At 68.6% G+C, this 20,070-nt stretch carries 19 protein-coding genes; 7 read left to right on the forward strand and 12 right to left on the reverse strand.

Annotation, left to right across the window (positions count from 1 at the left end; all coding sequences use genetic code 11):
* Positions 1-357 precede the first annotated feature (357 nt).
* From ytfQ to Q1A87_RS11280, 6 genes are all read left to right on the forward strand, one after another.
* A complete protein-coding gene (gene ytfQ / locus Q1A87_RS11255) occupies positions 358-1,302 on the forward strand; it encodes a galactofuranose ABC transporter, galactofuranose-binding protein YtfQ (RefSeq protein ID WP_299651263.1) in 945 nt (314 codons plus the stop codon).
* Positions 1,303-1,369: 67 nt separating this feature from the next.
* On the forward strand, positions 1,370-2,890 hold the full coding sequence (locus Q1A87_RS11260; protein ID WP_299651265.1) for a sugar ABC transporter ATP-binding protein: 1,521 nt from the start codon (positions 1,370-1,372) through the stop codon (positions 2,888-2,890).
* Positions 2,887-3,906 (forward strand): ABC transporter permease, encoded by a 1,020-nt coding sequence (locus tag Q1A87_RS11265; protein WP_299651267.1) that lies wholly within the window; start codon positions 2,887-2,889, stop codon positions 3,904-3,906. Before Q1A87_RS11260 ends, Q1A87_RS11265 begins: the two co-directional genes overlap by 4 nt.
* Entirely contained in the window at positions 3,903-4,874 is a 972-nt protein-coding gene (yjfF, locus tag Q1A87_RS11270; RefSeq protein WP_299651270.1) for a galactofuranose ABC transporter, permease protein YjfF, read from the forward strand. The genes Q1A87_RS11265 and yjfF overlap by 4 nt, the downstream gene beginning before the upstream one ends.
* 1 nt (position 4,875) lies before the next feature.
* Positions 4,876-5,613: a FadR/GntR family transcriptional regulator gene (locus Q1A87_RS11275; protein WP_299651273.1), complete on the forward strand. Its 738-nt coding sequence runs from the start codon at positions 4,876-4,878 to the stop codon at positions 5,611-5,613.
* A 299-nt stretch (positions 5,614-5,912) separates the two neighbouring features.
* Entirely contained in the window at positions 5,913-6,065 is a 153-nt protein-coding gene (locus tag Q1A87_RS11280) for a hypothetical protein (RefSeq protein ID WP_299651276.1), read from the forward strand.
* A 154-nt stretch (positions 6,066-6,219) separates the two neighbouring features.
* Here Q1A87_RS11280 and Q1A87_RS11285 read toward each other — a convergent pair whose 3' ends face one another.
* Both Q1A87_RS11285 and Q1A87_RS11290 read right to left on the reverse strand, forming a co-directional pair.
* Positions 6,220-6,378, reverse strand: coding sequence for a hypothetical protein (locus Q1A87_RS11285; RefSeq protein WP_299651279.1), 159 nt, complete (start codon positions 6,376-6,378; stop codon positions 6,220-6,222).
* Between the two features lie 584 nt (positions 6,379-6,962).
* Complete coding sequence (locus tag Q1A87_RS11290; protein ID WP_299651282.1) at positions 6,963-8,462, reverse strand: CoA-acylating methylmalonate-semialdehyde dehydrogenase; 1,500 nt, start codon at positions 8,460-8,462, stop codon at positions 6,963-6,965.
* 95 nt (positions 8,463-8,557) lie between these two features.
* Between Q1A87_RS11290 and Q1A87_RS11295 the strand changes: the two genes are divergently transcribed.
* Positions 8,558-9,448 (forward strand): LysR family transcriptional regulator, encoded by an 891-nt coding sequence (locus Q1A87_RS11295; protein ID WP_299651285.1) that lies wholly within the window; start codon positions 8,558-8,560, stop codon positions 9,446-9,448.
* A gap of 21 nt (positions 9,449-9,469) precedes the next feature.
* On the opposite strand, the gene Q1A87_RS11300 is transcribed toward Q1A87_RS11295, so the two are convergent.
* The 10 genes from Q1A87_RS11300 to iolG are packed head-to-tail and all read right to left on the reverse strand — an operon-like array spanning position 9,470 to position 20,070.
* The gene (locus Q1A87_RS11300) at positions 9,470-10,510 is read right to left on the reverse strand and encodes a Gfo/Idh/MocA family oxidoreductase (RefSeq protein WP_299651288.1); all 1,041 of its coding nucleotides are present in this window, start codon (positions 10,508-10,510) and stop codon (positions 9,470-9,472) included.
* A gap of 34 nt (positions 10,511-10,544) precedes the next feature.
* Complete coding sequence (gene iolB / locus Q1A87_RS11305) at positions 10,545-11,351, reverse strand: 5-deoxy-glucuronate isomerase (RefSeq protein WP_299651291.1); 807 nt, start codon at positions 11,349-11,351, stop codon at positions 10,545-10,547.
* Positions 11,348-11,536, reverse strand: a complete 189-nt coding sequence (locus Q1A87_RS11310) for a DUF3329 domain-containing protein (protein ID WP_299651294.1) — start codon at positions 11,534-11,536, stop codon at positions 11,348-11,350. The genes iolB and Q1A87_RS11310 overlap by 4 nt, the downstream gene beginning before the upstream one ends.
* The gene (locus Q1A87_RS11315; protein ID WP_299651297.1) at positions 11,536-12,540 is read right to left on the reverse strand and encodes a Gfo/Idh/MocA family oxidoreductase; all 1,005 of its coding nucleotides are present in this window, start codon (positions 12,538-12,540) and stop codon (positions 11,536-11,538) included. The genes Q1A87_RS11310 and Q1A87_RS11315 overlap by 1 nt, the downstream gene beginning before the upstream one ends.
* Positions 12,541-12,568: 28 nt before the next feature.
* Positions 12,569-13,468 carry a sugar phosphate isomerase/epimerase gene (locus Q1A87_RS11320; protein WP_299651299.1) on the reverse strand — a complete coding sequence of 300 codons (900 nt, stop codon included), beginning with the start codon at positions 13,466-13,468 and terminating at the stop codon, positions 12,569-12,571.
* Between the two features lie 28 nt (positions 13,469-13,496).
* Positions 13,497-14,426 carry a sugar ABC transporter substrate-binding protein gene (locus Q1A87_RS11325; protein ID WP_299651302.1) on the reverse strand — a complete coding sequence of 310 codons (930 nt, stop codon included), beginning with the start codon at positions 14,424-14,426 and terminating at the stop codon, positions 13,497-13,499.
* On the reverse strand, positions 14,423-15,334 hold the full coding sequence (iolE, locus tag Q1A87_RS11330; protein ID WP_299651305.1) for a myo-inosose-2 dehydratase: 912 nt from the start codon (positions 15,332-15,334) through the stop codon (positions 14,423-14,425). Before iolE ends, Q1A87_RS11325 begins: the two co-directional genes overlap by 4 nt.
* Positions 15,331-17,163, reverse strand: a complete 1,833-nt coding sequence (gene iolD, locus Q1A87_RS11335) for a 3D-(3,5/4)-trihydroxycyclohexane-1,2-dione acylhydrolase (decyclizing) (protein ID WP_299651308.1) — start codon at positions 17,161-17,163, stop codon at positions 15,331-15,333. Before iolD ends, iolE begins: the two co-directional genes overlap by 4 nt.
* Positions 17,160-19,070: a 5-dehydro-2-deoxygluconokinase gene (gene iolC / locus Q1A87_RS11340; protein WP_299651311.1), complete on the reverse strand. Its 1,911-nt coding sequence runs from the start codon at positions 19,068-19,070 to the stop codon at positions 17,160-17,162. The genes iolD and iolC overlap by 4 nt, the downstream gene beginning before the upstream one ends.
* Complete coding sequence (gene iolG, locus Q1A87_RS11345; protein WP_299651314.1) at positions 19,054-20,070, reverse strand: inositol 2-dehydrogenase; 1,017 nt, start codon at positions 20,068-20,070, stop codon at positions 19,054-19,056. The genes iolC and iolG overlap by 17 nt, the downstream gene beginning before the upstream one ends.

Genomic DNA, 20,070 nt, shown 5'->3' on the forward strand with positions numbered 1-20,070 from the left:
GCGTCGCGGCACCGCCGATTGGCCATGCGCTTGGTTTGACAGCCGTGTTCGTCTTTCACCTGCGTCTCGCTGGTTCCGTGCATATAAGGACGGATTTGCTGCGTGATGTCCGGCGGTGAAGCAGGTGCCTACTCCCTTGTCTTTCAACGCACCCGGAACCCGTCCGGATTGTCGCTCGAGTGATAAGCCACGCAGCATATCACATGCGAGCCTTGGGCGTTGAAGGACGATCCGGCACGCTCATGGTCCGAAATGCCCATCGCCTGGTTTGCCTGACGTTCCTCGATCTTGGCGATTGTAATAAATCATATTGTATGACGTAATCCCGTCAGGCCTCGGCCTGTAAGGGAGGAAATCATGAACAAGTATATGCTCGGCGCAGCGATGGCCGTGCTCTCGACAAGCGCGTCCGCACAGGTGATCGGCTTTTCGCAGATCGGCTCGGAATCCGGCTGGCGCGCCGCGGAGACGACCGTGACCCGGCAGGAGGCCGAGGAGCGCGGCGTCGATCTGCGCTTCTCCGACGCGCAGCAGCGACAGGAGAACCAGATCGCGGCGATCCGGTCCTTCGTCGCACAGGGCGTCGACGGCATCCTGCTCGCGCCGGTCGTGGCGACCGGATGGGACAGCGTGCTCGAGGAAGCGCAGGAGGCCGAGATCCCGGTCGTGCTGCTCGACCGGCAGGTGGACAGCAGCGAAGACCTCTACCTCACCGCCGTCGGCTCCGACCTCGTCCACGAGGGCGAGGTGGCCGGCCAGTGGCTCGTCGACAACAAGCCCGAAGGCGCGTGCCGCGTGGTCGAGCTGCAGGGCACGACCGGGTCGTCGCCGGCCATCGACCGCGCCACCGGCTTCCGCAACGCCATCGAGGGCAACGACGAGATCGAGATCGTCCGCAGTCAGACCGGCGACTTCACCCGTTCGGGCGGCAAGGAGGTGATGGAGAGCTTCCTGCAGGCCGAGGGCGGCGGGTCCGAGATCTGCGCGCTCTACGCCCACAACGACGACATGGCGCTCGGCGCGATCCAGGCGATCAAGGAGGCGGGCGTCGATCCCGGCGACGACATCCTCGTCGTGTCGATCGACGCGGTGCCCGACATCTTCCTCGCCATGTCCGAGGGCGACGCCAACGCGACCGTGGAGCTGACGCCGAACATGGCCGGCCCGGCCTTCGACGCGCTCGAGGCCTACATGGCCGACGGGACCGAGCCGGAAAAGTTCATCCAGACCGAGTCGAAGCTCTACACGCAGGACGACGACCCAATGGCGGAATACGAGAACCGCAAGGATCTTGGTTACTGACGGCGACGCACGTCGCGGGCGGGGCGCCGGTCGGCGTGGCCGCCCGTGGCATCAGCGAGGGCGTCCCATGCTCCTGACCATCCGCAACCTCACCAAGACCTTTCCCGGCACGGTCGCGCTCGACGACGTGCGCTTCGACCTCGCGGCGGGAGAGGTGCACGCGCTGCTGGGCGAGAACGGCGCGGGCAAGTCCACGCTGATCAAGTGCCTGACCGGCGTGCATCCGCGCGACCGGGGCGAGATCACGCTCGACGGCGCGCCGATCTCGCCCGGCTCCACGCTCGAGGCGCAGGCGCTCGGGATCGGGACGGTCTACCAGGAGGTAAATCTGCTGCCGAACCTCACGGTGGCCGAGAACCTGACCTTCGGGCGGCAGCCGACGCGGTTCGGTCTCGTCTTGCAGCGCCGGATGCGCGCGCAGGCCGAGGCCATGCTGGAGGGCTACGGGCTCGGGCATCTCGACGTCTCGCGCGAGCTCGGCACGCTCTCGGTCGCGGTGCAGCAGCTCGTGGCGATCGCCCGGGCCGTGGCGCTTTCGGGCAAGGTGCTGATCCTCGACGAGCCGACCGCGAGCCTCGACGCGCGCGAGACCGAGATGCTGTTCGACGTCGTGCGACGGTTGCGCGGGCAGGGGCTCGGGATCGTGTTCATCTCGCATTTCCTCGATCAGGTCTTCGACCTCTGCGACCGGCTCACGGTCCTGCGCAACGGCCAGCACATCGTCACCGCCGAGACCGCCGTGACGGATCGGCTCGAGCTCATCCACCACATGCTCGGCCACGAGCTCGAGGAGGCCGAGAGCCGCCATTCGGGGCGTGCGGGCGGCGCCGAGATGCTGCGTTTCGAGGGCCTCGCCCGTCGCGGCAAGGTCGAGCCCTTCGATCTGACCGTGCGCGAAGGCGAGGTCATCGGGCTCGCGGGGCTGCTGGGCGCGGGCCGCACCGAGACGGCGGACCTCCTTTTCGGTCGCACGCCGGCCGACCGTGGCACAGCCCGCGACGCGGAGGGCGCGCTCGACCTCGGCACGCCGCGCGCGGCCATCGCCGAGGGCTTCGGCTACGCACCCGAGGATCGCAAGACCGACGGGATCATCGCCGACCTCTCGGTGCGCGAGAACATCGCGCTCGCGCTGCAGGCCCGGCGTGGCTGGGCCAGACCGATCCCGCGCGCCGAGCAACGGGCGCTGGCCGACGACTACATCCGACGTCTCGACATCCGCACCCCGGACGCCGAGAAGGCCGTCGGCGACCTCTCGGGCGGCAACCAGCAGAAGGTGGTGCTGGCACGCTGGCTCGCCATGAACCCGCGCTTCCTCATCCTCGACGAGCCGACGCGGGGCATCGACGTGGGGGCCCATGCCGAGATCCTGCGCTTGATCGGCGAGCTGACCGATCGGGGCATGTCGATCCTGCTCATCTCCTCGGAGTTCGACGAGCTGATCGCGGCCTCGGACCGGGTGATCGTCCTGCGCGACCGCCGCCACGTCACCGAGCTCGTGGGCGAGGAGATCGAGACCGGCCGCATCCTGCGGGCCATCGCCGCGCACGACGCGCCGGACGCGCGCGGCGCGGCGGAGGCGGTCGCGTGAGCCAGGGTCTGCGCCGCCTCGCCCCGCAGCTCCTGACGCTCGCCGCTCTGGTGGCGCTGGTCTCGGTGGCCTTTCCCGGCTTCCTCGCCGTCGACGTGGTCGGCGGTCGCTTCGTCGGAAGCGCCGTGGACGTCCTGAAGCGCGGCGCGCCGGTCGCGCTGCTGGCGGTCGGCATGACATTGGTGATCGCGACGCGAGGCATCGACCTCAGTGTCGGCGCGGTCGTCGCGATCTGCGGCGCGGCCTCCGCCTGGGGGATCACGCATGATCTGGGCCTCGCACTGTCGCTCGCGCTCGGGCTCGGCGCCGGGTTGCTCTGCGGGCTCTGGAACGGGATGCTTGTCGCGGTCTTCGGCATCCAGCCCATCGTCGCGACGCTGATCCTCCTCGTCGCGGGCCGCGGCGTGGCACAGATGATCACCGAGGGGCGCATCCTCACCTTCAGCAACGAGAGTTTTGCCTTCCTCGGCGCGGGCGACCTCTTCGGCATCCCCACGCCGATTCTGATCTGGCTGGCGGTCGGTCTGGCCTTCGGTCTCCTCGTGCGGCGGACGGCGCTCGGCCTGCTGATCGAGGCGATCGGCATCAACCGTCCGGCCAGCGCGCTGGCCGGGGTCAACGCGCGGGTCTTGCTCGTCACGGTCTACATCGCCTCGGGCTTCTGCGCCGCGGTGGCCGGGATCATCGTCGCCGCAGACATCCGTGGCGCGGACGCCAACAATGCGGGGCTCTGGCTTGAGCTCGACGCCATCCTCGCCGTCGTGATCGGCGGCACCTCGCTCCTCGGCGGTCGGTTCTCGATCGCGGCTTCGCTCCTCGGCGCGCTGATCATCCAGACGATCGACACCGGCATCCTGCTCGCGGGCTTTCCGTCGGAGTTCAATCTCGTCATCAAGGCCGGCCTCGTCGTCATCATCCTGGTGCTGCAATCGCCGCGGCTCGCGCCGCATCTGTCGCGGCGGCTGCGCCGCGAGCGCCCGGCGACGCCCGCGACTGCGAGCGAGGCCACACGATGAATGCCCGCGCCCTGCCGCTCTACGCGACCATCGTGATCTTCCTGATCGCCTACGCGATCTGCTACGCGCAGTTCCCGGCGATGCTGTCCACGCGGGTGATCGCCAACCTGCTCACCGACAACGCCTATCTCGGCATCGTCGCGGTCGGCATGACCGTGGTGATCCTGTCGGGCGGGATCGATTTGTCGGTGGGCTCCGTCATCTCCTTTTCGGGCGTGTTCATCGCCGTGATCCTGCGCGACACGGGGCTGCATCCGGTGGTGGCCTTCGCGCTGCTCCTCGCGGTGACGACGGGGTTCGGCGCGGCGATGGGCGGTCTCATCCACGGCCTTGCCATGCCCCCCTTCATCGTGACGCTGGCCGGCATGTTCCTCGCCCGCGGTGCGGCCTACATGCTGACCATCGACAGCGTGCCGATCGACCATTCCTTCTACGACCTCCTGCAGGACGCCTATTGGCTGATGCCCGGCGGCGGACGGCTGAGGCTGATCGGGATCGTCATGCTGCTGTCGGTCGCGGGGGGCATGGTCCTCGCGCATCGCACGCGCTTCGGCACCGCGATCTTCGCGCTCGGCGGCGGCGAGCACACGGCGCGGCTCATGGGCGTGGCCGTCGGTCGGACGACGATCCTGATCTACGCCTTCTCGGGCTTCATGGCCGGGCTCTCGGGCATCGTCTTCTCGATCTACACCGGCTCGGGCTACCCGCTCGCCACGGTCGGGACGGAGCTCACGGCCATCGCCACGGTCGTGATCGGCGGCACGATCCTCACCGGCGGGTCGGGCTACGTGTTCGGCACGCTGATCGGCGTGCTGACGATGGGGCTGATCCAGACCTACATCGTCTTCGACGGTTCGCTGTCGAGCTGGTGGACGAAGATCGTGATCGGCATCCTCCTCCTCGCCTTCATCCTGCTCCAGAAGGGCCTGCTCCACGTCGGCCGAAGGCAACGCGGCGCCGCGGCCTGAGATGCGGCAGTTTCTGGCCAAAGGGTTCGACACCCGCGAAAGCAGCAGCAACCACGGGCGGGTGGTGGGCGGTCTCGGCCGCGCGATCGTGATGGGGGACCCGCCCTCCGGCGCGCTCCTGCCGGGCGACGAGGCGCTGGCCGAACGGTTCGGCGTCTCGCGCACCGTCCTGCGCGAGGCGATGAAGACGCTCGCGGCGAAGGGGCTGGTCGTCCCACGAGCCCGCGTCGGCACCCGCGTCCGGCCGCGTCACGAATGGAACATGTTCGACGCGCAGGTCCTGTTCTGGCATCTCGACGGCGAACCGAGCGACGATTTCTACGAGCAGCTGTTCGAGATGCGGTTGGCCTTCGAGCCCTTCGCCGCCGGCCTCGCGGCGCGGAAGGCCAGCGTCGCGGAGGTCACACGCATCCAGGACCATGTCGACGCGATGCGCGGGGCAACGGACGAGACCGCGCTCTCGGCCGCGGATCTCGAGTTCCACCGCGCCGTCTTCGACGCGGCTGGCAACGCGTTCTTCTACTCGGTGATCTCGCTCGTGGGCGTGGCGCTCCTGTCGCTTCTGCGCCGCTCCTCGCCGGAGCCGCGGCCCGAGCAGGTCGCCGCGATCTGCGACGGGCACCAGCGCATCGCCGACGCGATCGCCGCGCGGGATTCGGCTCGGGCGGAAGACGCGATGCGCGACGTCATCGCGGTCGGCTGGGCCCGCGTCTTCGGTGACGACAGGCCGCTCGGGTAGCGACGATCCTCCTGCAAACTCGCTGGCCGCCTTCGGTCCAGCCCCGACGTCACGCTGTTAAGGGCACCTTGGTGACCTCCGGAGACGAAGGGACACTGCCGATTCCGCGTCCTGCTCTCCTTCGTTTTCCGACATCGTTCGGATTGTCCTGCGGGGCACGGCGGAGAGGGCATTGACCGAGCGGTGGGGGTGACGTTCGTTCGTCCGAGAGAACGCGTCGGAGCGCCGCTATCCGGGCGACAACTTCGTGTCCGCCTACAAGTGGGGGGACGGGATTGGACAGAAGGAGGATTGGCCCCGTGCTGCTCGACCTCGCCTGGCGGTCGAAAGAGATGAACCAGGTCGGCATCATGGAGTTCACTGGCTGGGTGCGGGATGTGGGAATCGACATGATCCTCGAGGTCAATCTCGGCTCGCGCGGGATCGAGGAGGCGCGCAACGTCGTCGAATAACCGTTAGGCGCAATTATTCTGCCGCCGTTCGTCATGCCGTTGGTCATCATCGTCTACAGGTAGTTTTTCGATGCAGTGCCGAAGGAGATGCGCAAGCCGGTCGTACTCGATGGCGTCGGGGACTCCACGCTCCAGTTCCAAGTCTACCTACCGTTCAGCCGGGGATCACGACGGCGCTCGGCATCATCACCTTCACAACCAGGAACGCATTCCTGGGGCCGTTCCTCGTGACCACAATGGAGGAGATGATGACGAACTCCGTGGGGATCACGCAGGTCAACGACGCGTCCATAGTGGCCTGCGCGCCGATCATGTCGGTCGCGCTGCTCGCCGTAGCGCTTGGGGTGATCGCCTACCTGATCTTCCAGAAGCGCGAGCCCGAGGTGGTGATGATCCAGTCGGCGTGGAGGGGTGAGCGTCCAGTCCTCGCGCGGGGCGACCTGCATGCCCGCACGCGTTCAACTGACGATCGTTCCCTTGCCCGCGATCGCGCGCGACGCCTTTCGGTAGGCCCCGTAGGAAAGGCCCGCCTCTCGGCAGGAGGCCATTTCCTTGGGCACCGGCTCACCCTGCGTGAGCACGCCAGAGACGATTTCCCAGCCGATCCAACAAACGATACCGCCGTAAATGCGCGGGCCCGTCTTGGGACGAAAGGAGGGTGCGCCGCGTATGGGCCGAGACGTGAGCCTTCCTGAAGTATGGCTTCCGCGTCAGTTGGAGGACAAGCCGCCGTGTTACTGTAACAGGGCCGATCGGTAGCCGAGACAGGGCGGTCAGCCGAACCTTGCTATCGATAGTCTCGCCCTGCGTCCGCCGGGCTTACGCGGCGCCACTGGCGCCACGGTCCCGTCGTTCGGGGCTGGGATCGGTCCACTGGACCGATCCCCGGGGCGCCCCTCACCCCATCGTCGGCATGACGAATTCGGGGTCGGTGCGCACGCCGGTGGGCCAGCGCGTGGTGATGGTCTTGAGCCGGGTGTAGAAGCGCACGCCCTCGGGGCCGTGCATGTGGTGGTCGCCGAACAGCGACTGCTTCCAGCCGCCGAAGGAGTGGAACGCCATCGGCACCGGGATCGGCACGTTGACGCCGACCATGCCGACCTCGACGTCGTGCGCGAAGGTGCGCGCCGCGTCGCCGTCGCGGGTGAACACCGCCACCCCGTTGGCGTAGTCGTGCCGGTCGATCAGCTCGACCGCCCCGGCGTAGTCCTTTCGGCGCACCACCGACAGGACCGGGCCGAAGATCTCCTCGCGCCAGATCGTCATTTCCGGCGTCACCTCGTCGATCAGCGTCGGCCCGACGTAGTAGCCGTTCTCGTAGCCCTGCGGCGGGGTGAAGCCGCGCCCGTCGACGACGATCTTCGCGCCCTCCGCCTCGCCGCGGTCGATGTAGCCCAGGATCTTCTCCTGCGCCGCGCGCGTCACCACCGGCCCCATCTCGGAGGCGCGGTCCGCGGCCGGCCCGACCTTCAGCGCCTCGATCTTCGGCACCAGCCGTTCGATCAGCGCGTCGGCCACCGCGTCCGTCACCGGCACCGCCACCGAGATCGCCATGCAGCGCTCGCCCGCCGAGCCGTAGGCCGCCCCCATCAGCGCGTTCGCCGCCATGTCGAGATCGGCGTCGGGCAGGATCACCATGTGGTTCTTCGCGCCCCCGAGCGCCTGCACGCGCTTGCCGGCCTTCGTCCCCGTCTCGTAGATGTAGCGCGCGATCGGCGTCGAGCCGACGAAGCTCACCGCCTTCACGTCCGGATGCGCGAGCAGCGCGTCCACCGCCGCCTTGTCGCCCTGCACCACGTTGAAGACGCCCGCCGGCAGCCCGGCCTCGGTCAGCCACTCCGCGATCAGCAGCGAGGCCGACGGGTCGCGCTCGCTGGGCTTCAGCACGAAGGTGTTGCCGCAAGCCAGCGCGACCGGGAACATCCACATCGGCACCATCGCCGGGAAGTTGAACGGCGTGATCCCCGCGACGACGCCCAGCGGCTGGCGCAGCGAATGGCTGTCGACGCCGGTGCCGACGTTCTCGGTGATCTCGCCCTTCAGGAGGTTCGGCGCGCCGACGGCGAACTCCACCACCTCCAGCCCGCGCGTGACCTCGCCCAGGGCGTCGTCGTGGGTCTTGCCGTGCTCGGCGGAGACCGCCTCGGCCAGCTGGTCCATCCGGTCCCACAGGATCGTCTTGAACCGGTCGAGGATGCGCGCCCGGCGCAGCGCCGGCGTCCGCCGCCATTCGCCCCACGCGGCCTGCGCCGCCGCCACCGCGCGATCCACCTCCGCGGACGAGGCCAGCGCCACCTCCCGCGTGCTCTCGCCCGTCGCCGGGTCGGTGACCGGCTGGCTGCGCCCGGACGTGCCGGACACGCGCGTGCCGTCGATGTAATGCGCGATCTCTGTCATGGGGGGTCCTCCTCTGGTGTCGTCCTCCGTATCGTCTATACGACGCTGCATAGAAATCGTCGCAAGCGATGATCCGATATGCAGGAACGGCGACAATGGACTGGGACGACGCCCGCTACTTTCTCGCCGTGGCCCGCGACGGGCAGATGCTGGGTGCCGCCCGCCGTCTCGGTGTCAGCCAGGCTCTGCTCTCCCGTCGCATCGCGGCGCTTGAGCGGGCGGTGGGCGCACGCCTTCTCGACCGGACGACCCGCGGTTGCAGCCTCACCGAGGACGGGCAGCCCATGTTAGAGGCGGCCGAGCGCGTGGAAGCCGAGCTGCTGTCCGCCACGGCCCACCTGCAGCGGCGCGGCGGCGACGTCGCCGGCACCATCCGCATCGGCGCGCCAGACGGGTTCGGCAGCGCCTTCCTGGCGCCGCGGCTTCGACGTTTCACCGACGCCTATCCCGGGTTGCACCTTCAACTGGTGCCGGTGCCGCGCAGCTTCTCGCTGTCGCAGCAGGAGGCCGACGTCGCGGTGATGGTGGGCCGCCCTGAAAAGGGACGCCTGCGCGTCCGTCGTCTGACGGATTACACGCTCGGCCTCTACGCGGCCACGTCCTACCTCGCCGGGGCGGGGCGACCGGAGACGCTCGCTGATCTCAGGAACCACACGCTCGTCGGCTATGTCGAGGACCTGATCTACACGCCGGAGCTGAACTACGCCGCCGACATGCTCCGCGACTGGCGCTCGACCATCGAGGTCTCGACCGCCATCGGCCAGTTCGAGGCCGTCCGCTCCGGCGCCGGCATCGGCATCCTGCACGATTTCATGGCGGCCGCGTGCCCGGACCTCGTCCGCCTCTTCCCCGAGCAGAGCGTGACCCGCACCTACTGGACCGTCTGGCACGAGAACATGCGCGTCGCCCGCCGCGTGCAGGCAGTGGTCGAGCTCCTCGATACGATCACACGCGAGGAGCGACACCTCTTTCGGCACGGCAGCTGAGAGCGACACGCGCGGCGCAGGTCACGCCGACCGCTCCTCGTCGAAGACGATCCCGAGCCGTTCCCGGACGCGATCCATGCTGCGCAGCGTCGCGATCGTTTGTTCGAGGGGCAGGACCGGCGATTCCGACCGGCCCTCCGCGACGCATTCCGCGATATGGGCAATCTCGTGACAGAGACCGGCATATCCCGAGGCCGCTTCGTCGTGGACGAGGCGTGTCGTGAGATCGATGGCTTGCAGGATGAAGGACCCCGGCTCGTAGAACTTGCGCGGCATCGTCAGCATTCCGTCGGTTCCACTGAGAACGGCCTGACACGTCGTATGACCGAGGAGCGTGCAATGCAGAAGCGACAGCGCGCCCCCGGCATGGCGGAAGGTCATTCCCACCTGTCCGTTGACGCCGGACGACGCAGGCGCGCCCACTGTGCGCACGTCCTCCGGTTCGCCCAGCACCATCTGCGATAGCGCCACCGCATAGGTGCCCAAATCCAGCATCGGACCGCCAGCGAGGTCCGGGCGCATGATCCTGTGATCCGGCCCGAAATGCTCGCCGTGATCGGCGATCACCGTGTGAACCTTCCCGAGTGCTCCGTCGTCCAGCAACTGGCGGATCACATCGAACTTGGGAAGGAAGGCGGTCCAGAGCGCTTCGACAAGAAGGACGCCATGCTGGCGCGCGGTGTCGCGCAGGCGTTCGGCCTCGGCGACATTGAGGGCGAGGGGCTTCTCCACGAGGACGTGCTTACCGGCCTCGATCGCCGCCAGCGCGACCGGGAGATGGTGGTTGTGCGGCGTCGCGACGTAGACGATGTCGACCCCGGGATCGGCGTTCATCTGCGCCAGGTCGTCATAGGCGCGGGGGATGTCCCATCGTTCGGCGAAGGCCGCGGCGCGCGCGCGGGAGCGCGAGCCGACGGCCGCGAGCCTCTGCCGCGTGTGCGCCGTCAGCGCGTGCGCGAAGCGCTCGGCGATCCAGCCCGGTCCGGCGATGCCCCATCCGAGCGGCAGGGCCGCCGCGGGATCGGGTACGCGCGACACCGGCAGGCAGGTCGGAAAGGTCATCTCCGGTCCCGTTCGGGCCGGCCCGGCGCGCGCCTCACGCGTCGCGCCGCGCGATCCAGTCGAAGTCCGGGTGGTTCGCGAATCGCCACTTGCGCATCGGTCCCGCCATCACGTTGAGGTAGTACATCTCGTGCCCGTAGGGGGCGCCGCAGGGATGATGGCCGCGCGGCACCAGCACCACGTCGCCGTCCGCGACCGCCATGGTCTCGTCGAGCGAAAGGTCGTCGGTGAACACGCGCTGGATGCCGAAGCCCGTCTTCGGGTTCAGCCGGTGGTAATAGCTTTCCTCGAGATAGGTCATCCGCGGATAGTCGTCCTCGTCGTGCCGGTGCGGCGGGTAGGAGGACCAGTGGCCGTCGGGCGTGAAGACCTCGGTGACAAGGAGGCTGTCCGCGACGTCCCGCTCCTCCATCGCGATGGCGTTGATGTGGCGGGTGTTGGTGCCCTTGCCGCGCGGCGTCAGCGAGATGCCGGCGGGACCGATGATCTGCGCCGCGTGGCCGCCCTGACCCGGGGCGGTGCAGACCGCCAGCGTGCACTCGGTCGTCGCCTCGGCGCGCCAGTCCGTGCCGTTCGGGACGTAGACGCAATGCGGCGGCGTCTTTTCGAACACGTCCATCCGGTCGCCGAGTTCGCCGAAATCCCGGCCGGCGCCGGCGATCTTCGCGCGGCCCTCGACCAGCACCAGGATCGCCTCGCGGTCGCCGGTCGCCTCCGACGCGACCTCGCCGGGCTTCAGCCGGTAGAGGCCGAAGCCGACATAGCTCCAGCCGGCCGATTGGGGCGTGATGTCGTGGACCTTGCCGCCGGTCCCGTGCGGCTTGCGGAGAAGGTCAGTCATGGCTCGTCCCTTGGATTGAAGTCGATGAAGAACTTGTAGCCGGCATAGAGGCCGACGGCGCCGAAGAGGATGGCCCAGAACACCGCGCCCGAGGCCAGCTCGAAGAGCGCCCAGCCGAGCGTCACGACAACGATCGCGATGCGCAGCCAGAGCGGCCTGAAGAACGGATTATCGAGGTCGAACATCAGGCGTAGATGTCCGGACGGTCGACCAGATGCACCTCGACCGCCTCGCCGGTCTCCGCCGCCCGAAGCCCCGCATCGCTGACCGCGGTGATCGCGTATCCGTCCCAGGCCGAGGGGCCGGTGGCGCCGCCGGCGGAGGCCGCCTCGATCCACGCGGCGATCTCGCGGTCGTATGCGTCGATGAACCGCTCGCGCCAGTCGGCCGGCACCCGGCCCGAGAAACCGTCGCCCGCCTTGAGCACCACCGGGTTCGCCTCGGCGAGTTCGATCGTGCCTGTCTCGCCCGACACCTCGCCGCGGATGTCGTAGCCGTAACCGATGTTCACGCTGATCTCGACCGTCGCGAGCACGCCGCCTTGCATCTCCATCACCGAGAAGATCGGGTCGCGCAGGTCGCCGCCGACCGAGTTCCGCCTGCCGGCCATGACGCGCACCCGCGCCACCTCGTCGTCGAGCAGCCAGCGGGCGACGTCGATGTCGTGTACCATGGTGTCGCTGATCGCCATGTCCGAGGTATAGAGGTCCGCCGGCACCGAAGCGTTGCGATGCGCCGCGTGGTACATGAGCGGCGCGCCGACCTTGCCGGCGGCCAACGTCTCCTTCAGCGCCCGGTAGGCAGTGTCGTAGCGGCGCATGAAGCCGACCTGGATCAGCCGGCGGCCGAGCTTGACCTCGGCGTCGATGATCCGCAGGCACGCGTCCTGCTTCGGCGCGAGCGGCTTCTCGCAGAAGACGGGCTTGCCGGCGGCAAGTGCCGGCAGGATCGCCTCCTCGTGCGCCGGGCCCCAGGAGCAGATCAGCACCGCATCGACCTCGGGCGCGGCGATCAGGCTCGCCGCGTCGTCGTGGACGGTCGCGCCCGGCTTCTCTGCCGCCGTCTCGGCGCGGGAGCGGTCGGCGTCGGTCACGGCGACGACCCTGCCGCCGGCCAGAACGTCGGTGATCCGGCGAATGTGATCCTGCCCGATCATGCCGGTGCCGATCACGCCTATTCCAAGTGTCATGTCGTTATCCCTCATGCGCCCGCTGGCGTCATGTCCAATGCCTATCGACCCGGCGCTGCATCTCGTCCCGCATGAAGCGCGAGCTTTCCTCGGCACGCTCCTCCCAGGCGAAGACACAAGCGGTCATGATGCCGTCGAATCCGACCTCGGCCAGCGTGCCGAAGAAGTCGTCCCACGGCACCTCGCCCTGTCCGATGTCGAGGTGCTGGTGGACCCGCGCGGCCGAACCCGGCGGGTTGATGATATATCGCAGGCCCGACGAGGCCTTGTGGTTGAAGGTGTCGGCGACGTGGACGTGGGCGAGGACGTCGGCGCATTCGCGGATCATCGCCGGGATGTCGTCGCCGAAGTAGAAGGTGTGGGGCGCGCAGTAGAGGAACTTCACCCGCTCGCTGTTCACCGTGCGGATCAGGTCGACGGAGGGTTGCAGCGTCTCGACCCAGTCCTCGGGATGCGGCTCGATATGGAGGTTGACGCCTTCGCGTTCGAGGATCGGCACGAGTTCGTCCATCGACCGCCACCAGGCGTCCTCGCAGGCCTCGATCATGCTGCCGGTGTGGCAGCAATAGCAGGTGCCCTTGTCGGGATGCGGGCCCCGCCCGAACTCGGAGTTCATCGTGTCGACGCCCATCTCGACGGCGATCTCGATGGCGCGCTTCCAGTGCCGGACGGCGGCCTGGCGCTCGGCCTCGTCGTTTGAGGCCCAGCGATACATCGGCAGAAGCGACGCGATGCCGACATTGGCGTCGGAGAGGGCCTTCCTGAAGCGCTTGATCCGGTCGGGAAAGACGCGCGGGGCCTTGAACCATTCCAGGAAGTCGGCGCGGGGGGAGAGCTCGATCCACTCGTAGCCCATCCGGGCCGCGAGGTCGGGCAGCTCCTCGAGTGACAGGTGCCGGTGCATGAAGGGGTCGAGGGCGATCTTCATTCGTTTTCTCCCAAGGCGCCGCGCGCCCTCAGTTCAGGTAATCCTGGATGTTGTCGGGTGTGACGGGCTCGAACGGGATCCAGATCCGGCGCTCGGGGCTCTCGCCGTTCGCCATCCGCATGGCCGTCTCCAGCGCGACCTCGCCCTGACGCGTCGCGTTCTGGTAGACTGTGACGTCCAGTTCGCCCGCCTGCATGGCCAGAAGCCCGTCCGGCGTAGCGTCGATGCCGGCGACGACGACGTCCTCCATGTCGAAGCCGGCCGCTTTCATCGCCTGGATCGCGCCGACCGCCATCTCGTCGTTGTTGGCGATGACCGCGTCGAAGGCGACGCCACGGGTCAGCCAGTTCGTCATCAGGTCCTGCGCCTCGACGCGGGACCAATTCGCACTCTGCTCCTCGACCACTTCGATGCCCGCACATTCGGGCCGGCCCAGCACGTCGTGGATGTCCTCGGTCCGCGTCAGCGCGGCGTGGTTCTCCAGCGGCCCCATCATCACGACCGCGATGCCCTCGCCGCCCAGCATCTCGCAGACCTGCTCGGTCTGCATGGTGCCGGAATCAATCTCGTTCGAGCCGACGAACGACGCGCCTTCGGGCAGGGCATCGATGTCGGCGGGCGGGTGGTTGACGTAGACGAGCGGGATTCCTGCCGCCGTCACCGCCTGCGTGATCGCCATCGTGGAGTCCCCGTCCACGGGGTTGACGATGATCGCGTCGACGCCGTTGGCGATGAAGTTCTGCACCTGGCTCAGCTGCTGGGCGACGTCGAGCTCGGCATCCTCCACGGCGAGCGAGACGTCCTCCTGTCGCGCCGCCTCCGCTCGGATCCCGCCGAGCAGGATCGTCAGGAACGGGTTGTCGAACGCCGTCATCGTGACGCCGACCTGCGTGTCGGCATGCGCCGGTGCGACGAGGGCGGTGCCGAACGCCAGGGCCGCCAGAATGCGTGTGGTCATGCTGCTTCTCCGGTCTTTCCGAGCCCGACGTCGCGGGCAATCTCCCTGAGCGTTCGGAGGCCGAGGCTCTGGTATTCGAACGGGTCGCGGACGGCCGAATCCTGCTCCGCCTCGATGACCACCCAGCCGGAATAGCCGTGCTCGGCGGCGACCCTCAGGACCGGCGCGAAGTCGACCGCACCCTCTGCGTCGCCCGGCACGGTGAAGGCGCCGCGGCGGACGCCTTCGAGGAAGGACAGCTCCTGCTCTCGAACCTCGCGTGCGATCCCGGGACGGACGTTCTTGCAGTGGATGTGGGTCACGCGGTCCATGTATCTTCGCGCGATCGCCTCTGGGTCGGCGTCACCGAACCAGGCATGGCCAGTGTCGAGCAGCAGGCGCGTGTGCGGGCCCGCCATCTCCATGAAGCGGTCGATGTCCGAGGCGCTTTCGATGATCGTGCCCATGTGATGGTGGTAGCCCATCGTCACGCCCAATTCGGCCGCGTAGGCCGACAGCTCTTCGTAGCCTTGCGAGAAGCGGTCCCACTCGGCATCCGACATGATCGGCCGGTCGTTCACCGCCACGTCGTCGCTGCCGTGCACGGTGTTGGAGCACTCGCAGGCGTTGATGTGATCGCCGCCGGCAGCCCTGAGGAAGTCGGTGAAGGTCTTGAGCGCCCGCTTCTCGGTCTCGATGTCGTTCGTCAGGATGTTCGTCGAGTGCCAGGCGCCGACGAAGCCGAGGCCGTACTCGCCGAGCTTGGCCTTCAGCGCGGCGCCGTCGTCGGGCATCTTGTGGCCCTTCTCGATGCCGTCGAAGCCGATCCTCTGGCAGTCGCCCAGGCAATCCTCGAGGCTCAGGTGGTCGCCGATCGACCAGTCGTCGTCGTTCGACCAGGCGATGGGGTTGGTTCCGTAGCGGATCATACGGGCTGTCTTTCCTTGACGTGCTGGTCGTAGCCTTTTCGGGCCTCGGTGACTTCGGCGCGGTCGGACACTTCGGGGACGGCGACGTCCCACCAGAAGCCGCCGACCTCGCGCGGCGGGTAGGGGGTGGTGTCGATCACGACGACGTAGGGAACGGTCTTGTCCTGGCGGGCCTCGAGGGCGTCTTCGAGTTCGGCGATCGAGCCGACCTTGACCGCCTCCGCGCCCATCGACTGCGCATGGGCGACGAAGTCGATCCAGGTGTCGTTGACGTGGTGGCTGTGCGCGATGAGGTTGTTGAACTCCGCCCCGCCGGCGCCCATCTGCAGCCGGTTGATGCAGCCGTAGCCGCGGTTGTCGGTCAGCACGATGGTGTAGGGGATGGCCATCATCGCAGCCGTCGCCAGCTCCGAGTTCAGCATCATGTACGAGCCGTCCCCGACCATGACGATCACGTCGCGTCCGGGCTCGGCCATCTTGATGCCCATGCCGCCCGCGACCTCGTAGCCCATGCAGGAATAGCCGTATTCCATGTGGTAGGAGCCGGGGCGCCCGGCCTTCCAAAGCTTCTGCAGCTCGCCCGGCATGGTGCCGGCGGCGCACATCACCACGGTGTCCTCGGTCGCCTGCCGCTGCACCGCGCCGATGACCTGCTGGTCGGAGGGCTTCTCGTTCGTGTCGTTCGGCGCGGCGGTCACGTCGTCGAGGTCGGCGAGCCAGTCGGCCCACGCTTTCTGCGACGGACCGTCGGCGCGGTGATCGCCGAGCCGCTCGGTCAGCGCCGCGAGCGCCACGTCGGCGTCGCCGACAACCGGCAGAGCACCGCGCTTGACGCTATCGTAAGGCGCGATGTTGATCGCGGCGAAGCGCACGTCCGGGTTGCGGAAGAGGCCCCACGAGCCGGTCGTGAAGTCCTGGAACCGGGTTCCGACCCCGATCACGAGATCCGTTTCGTCGGCATAGGCGTTGGCGGCGGACGATCCCGTGACGCCAAGCCCGCCGAGGTTGAGCGGATGGTCCCACGGCAGCGCCGACTTCCCGGCCTGGGTTTCGCCGACGGGCAGGTTGTGCTGCTCGACGAAGGTGCGGAACGTCTCGGTCGCGAAGGCGTAGTGCACACCGCCTCCGGCGATGACGAGCGGACGTCCAGCGGCCCGGATCGCCTGCGCCACCGCCTCCACCTCGCGCGAATCGGGCGCGGGGCGGCGGCGGTGCCACGTGCGCGGCTCGAAGAAGTCAGCGGGATAATCGTAGGCCTCCGCCTGGACGTCCTGGCAGAAGGCGAGCGTCACCGGGCCGCAATCGAGCGGGTCGGTCATCGTCGCGAAGGCGCGGGGCAGGGCGGTCAGCAGGTGTTCGGGCCGCATGATCCGGTCGAAGTAGCGGCTGATCGGGCGGAAGGCGTCGTTGGCGCTGACGGTGCCGTCGTTCCAGTCCTCGACCTGCTGCAGCACCGGGTCGGGGCCGCGATTGGCGAAGACGTCGCCCGGGATGAACAGCACCGGCAGGCGGTTGACATGGGCGAGCGCGCAGGCCGTCACCATGTTGGTGGCGCCCGGTCCGATCGACGAGGTGACCGCCATCGCCCGGCGGCGGCGAAGCTGCTTGGCATAGGCGATGGCGGCGTGGGCCATGCCCTGCTCGTTGTGGCCGCGCCAGGTCTGGAACCGCTCCCGCTCGGCATGCAGTGCCTCGCCGAGGCCGGCGACGTTGCCGTGGCCGAAGATCGCCCAGCAGCCGGCGAGGAAGGGCTCCCCGTCCTCGTTCATCTGGCGGCTCAGATAGCGCACCATCGCCTGCGCGGCCGTCAGTCGGATCGTCTCGGTCATGCTGCCTGCTCTCTCTCGGCGCGCGCGCGGTTCCAGGTCTCGGCGAGACTTCTGAATTTGTCCGCCATGTCCGCGATCGCCACTTCGTCGTCGATCTCGCCCGCCATCCAGCGCCGCGCGGCGTCGCCGAAGATCGTCCGCCCGACGGCGAAGCCCCGCACGAGGTCGTGGCGCGCGGCGCGGGCGAAGCTCGCCTGCAACTCGTGCGGTGCGGCGTCGAGGCCGAGGACGACCACGCCGCGCGTATGCGGGTCGTTCCGTATGATCGCCGCGCAGGCCTTGGACCAGGCGGCGTCGCTGCGGAACGGCTCGAGCTTCCACCAGTCGGGAAATATGCCGGAGTCGTAGACACGCTGGATGATGCGTGCCGTCGTATTGTCGTCGACCGCGCCCACCTTGGACGGGATCACCTCGAGCAGGAACTCCAGACGGTTGCGCCGCGCGGCCGCGAAAAGGCGTGTGACGGTGGCGATCTGGTCGTCCCAGGTCGCGGCGTCGTCGTCGGGGTGGCAGAAGCACAGGCACTTGACGACCTGGTCGGCCGGCCACTCGGCGAGGCCGCCGAGGTCGGGGCCAAGCTCGGGCTCGAGCGCGAGGGGCCGGGAGCCGGGCCGCTCGACAGGTCGGCCGATCCACAGGCCGGTGCCGGCGGCACGGTAAAGCGCCGCGCGGCCGAGGCGGCCGTCGCACAGGATGCCGTATCCGGGCCGCCCGTCGGCGACGCGGAGTGCGGCCTCCAGGCAAAGCGCCTTGAAGGCGCCGATCTTCTCCGGCGTCGCGCCCGGCATCTCCTCCATCTGCGCGCGATGGTCGAAGGCGAAGACCCGCATCTCGGGCCAGTCGCCGGACCGGTTGGTGGCCCAGTGGACCTGCTCCAGGTCGGCGTCGTTGCGCAGGTCGGGGCGGACGATGCCGCGGTCGAGGAAGAACCCAAGCTCCGTCCACGAAGGGTAGGCGGGCGTGCAGCCGTGTCGGGAAACGGCGAAGGCGCCGCAGGCATTGGCGTATTTCAGCGCGGTCGGCCAGTCCTCGTCGTCGAGCCAGCCCTTCAGCAGGCCCGACATGAACCCGTCGCCGGCGCCGAGGACGTTGAACACCTCGATCGGGAAGCCGGGGCCGGTCTCGCCCGCGTCGAGGCTGTCGGGGATCTGCCCGGTAAAGGCGACCGCGCCGGCCGCGCCGCGCTTGCAGACGAGCGTGGCGTCCGAGACCTCGCGCACCACGCGGAGGGCGGCGATCGTGTCAGTGGTGCCGCCGGCGATGTGGAACTCCTCCTCGGTGCCGACGATCAGGTCGAAGAGGTCGAGCGTCGATTGCAGCTTGGCGGTGACCGTGTCGGACGCGACGAACCGGCTCTCGCCCTCGCCGTGACCGGCGACGCCCCAGAGGTTCGGGCGGTAGTCGATGTCGAGCGCCGTCCGCGCGCCGTTCTCGCGGGCGAGGCGGAGGGCCTTCAGTACCGCCGCTTCGGTGCGGGGGTTGCTGAGATGGGTGCCGGTGGCGACGACGGCGCGGGCCTCGGCGATGAAGCCGGGATCGATGTCGTCCTCGGTCAGGCCCATGTCCGCGCAATCCTCGCGGTAGAAGATCAGCGGAAATTGCGCCTCGTCGCGGATCCCGAGGAGGACGAGCGCGGTCAGCCGGTCGGGATCGGTCTTGACGCCGCGCGTGTCGACGCCCTCGCGGGCAAGCTGCTCGGTGATGAAGCGGCCCATATGCTCGTCGCCGACGCCGGTGATGACGGCGGATTTCAGACCCAGCCGCGCGGTGCCGCAGGCGATGTTGGTGGGCGAGCCGCCGATATATTTCTCGAACGAGCGCATGTCCTCCAGCCGCCCGCCGATCTGCGCGCCGTAGAGGTCGACCGACGAGCGGCCGATCGTGATCAGGTCAAGCGGCTTCGTCATGACGCACCTCCGATACCTGGATCGCGCGCCCGTCGCGGGCCGAGCGCAGGGCCGCCTCGGCGAGGACGAGGGCCATGAGACCGTCGTGGCCGGTGGTCGGGGGCGTGCCGCCGGTCTGCACTGCCCGGACGAAGGCGGCGATCTCGGCGGCATAGGCGGCCGTGTAGCGCGTCATGAAGAAGTCGAGCAGGGGTGGGCGAGTGAAGCCGACGGCCTTGGCCAGCACCGTGCGCGATTCATGGACGTTCCCGGCCGAGATCGAGCCCTCCGATCCCAGAACCTCGATCCGCTGGTCGTAGCCGTAGGTGGCGCGGCGCGAGTTCGTGATGGTGCATTGCCGGCCGCTCCCCGTGGACAGGATGACGTTGACGCTGTCGTAATCACCGCGCCGCCCGATCTCGGGGTCGACGAGGACGGAGGCGGCGGCCTGCACCGTCTCGACCTCCTCGCCGAGGAGCCAGCGGGCGACGTCGAAATCGTGGATCGTCATGTCTTTGAAGATGCCGCCCGACCGCTCGATGTAGTCGTAGGGTGGCGGACCCGGATCGCGCGAGGTCAGCGTCACCATTTCGACCGTGCCGACCTGCCCGTCGTCGATCGCCGCCTTCAGCGCCAGGAAATCGGGGTCGAAGCGGCGGTTGAAGCCGACCATCAGCGTCGCACGCGTCTCCTCGACTACCGCGAGGCACGCGCGCACCCGCGCCACCGACAGGTCGACCGGCTTCTCGCAGAAGATCGCCTTGCCGGCGCGGGCGAAGCGCTCGATCAGGTCGGCATGGGTGTCGGTGGGCGTGCAGATGATCACGGCGTCGATATCCGTCGCGCCCTCGATCTCGTCGATGGTGCGGATGTCCGCGCCGTAGGTTCCGGCAAGCGCTTCGGCCGCCAACGCGACCGGGTCGGCGATTGCGGCAAGCCGTGCGCCGTCGGTGGTGGCGACCGCTTGCGCGTGGACCTTGCCGATGCGGCCGGCGCCGAGGATGGCGAAGCTCAGGGCCAT

The sequence above is a fragment of the uncultured Jannaschia sp. genome (genome assembly GCF_947494055.1).
Lineage (GTDB): Bacteria > Pseudomonadota > Alphaproteobacteria > Rhodobacterales > Rhodobacteraceae > Jannaschia.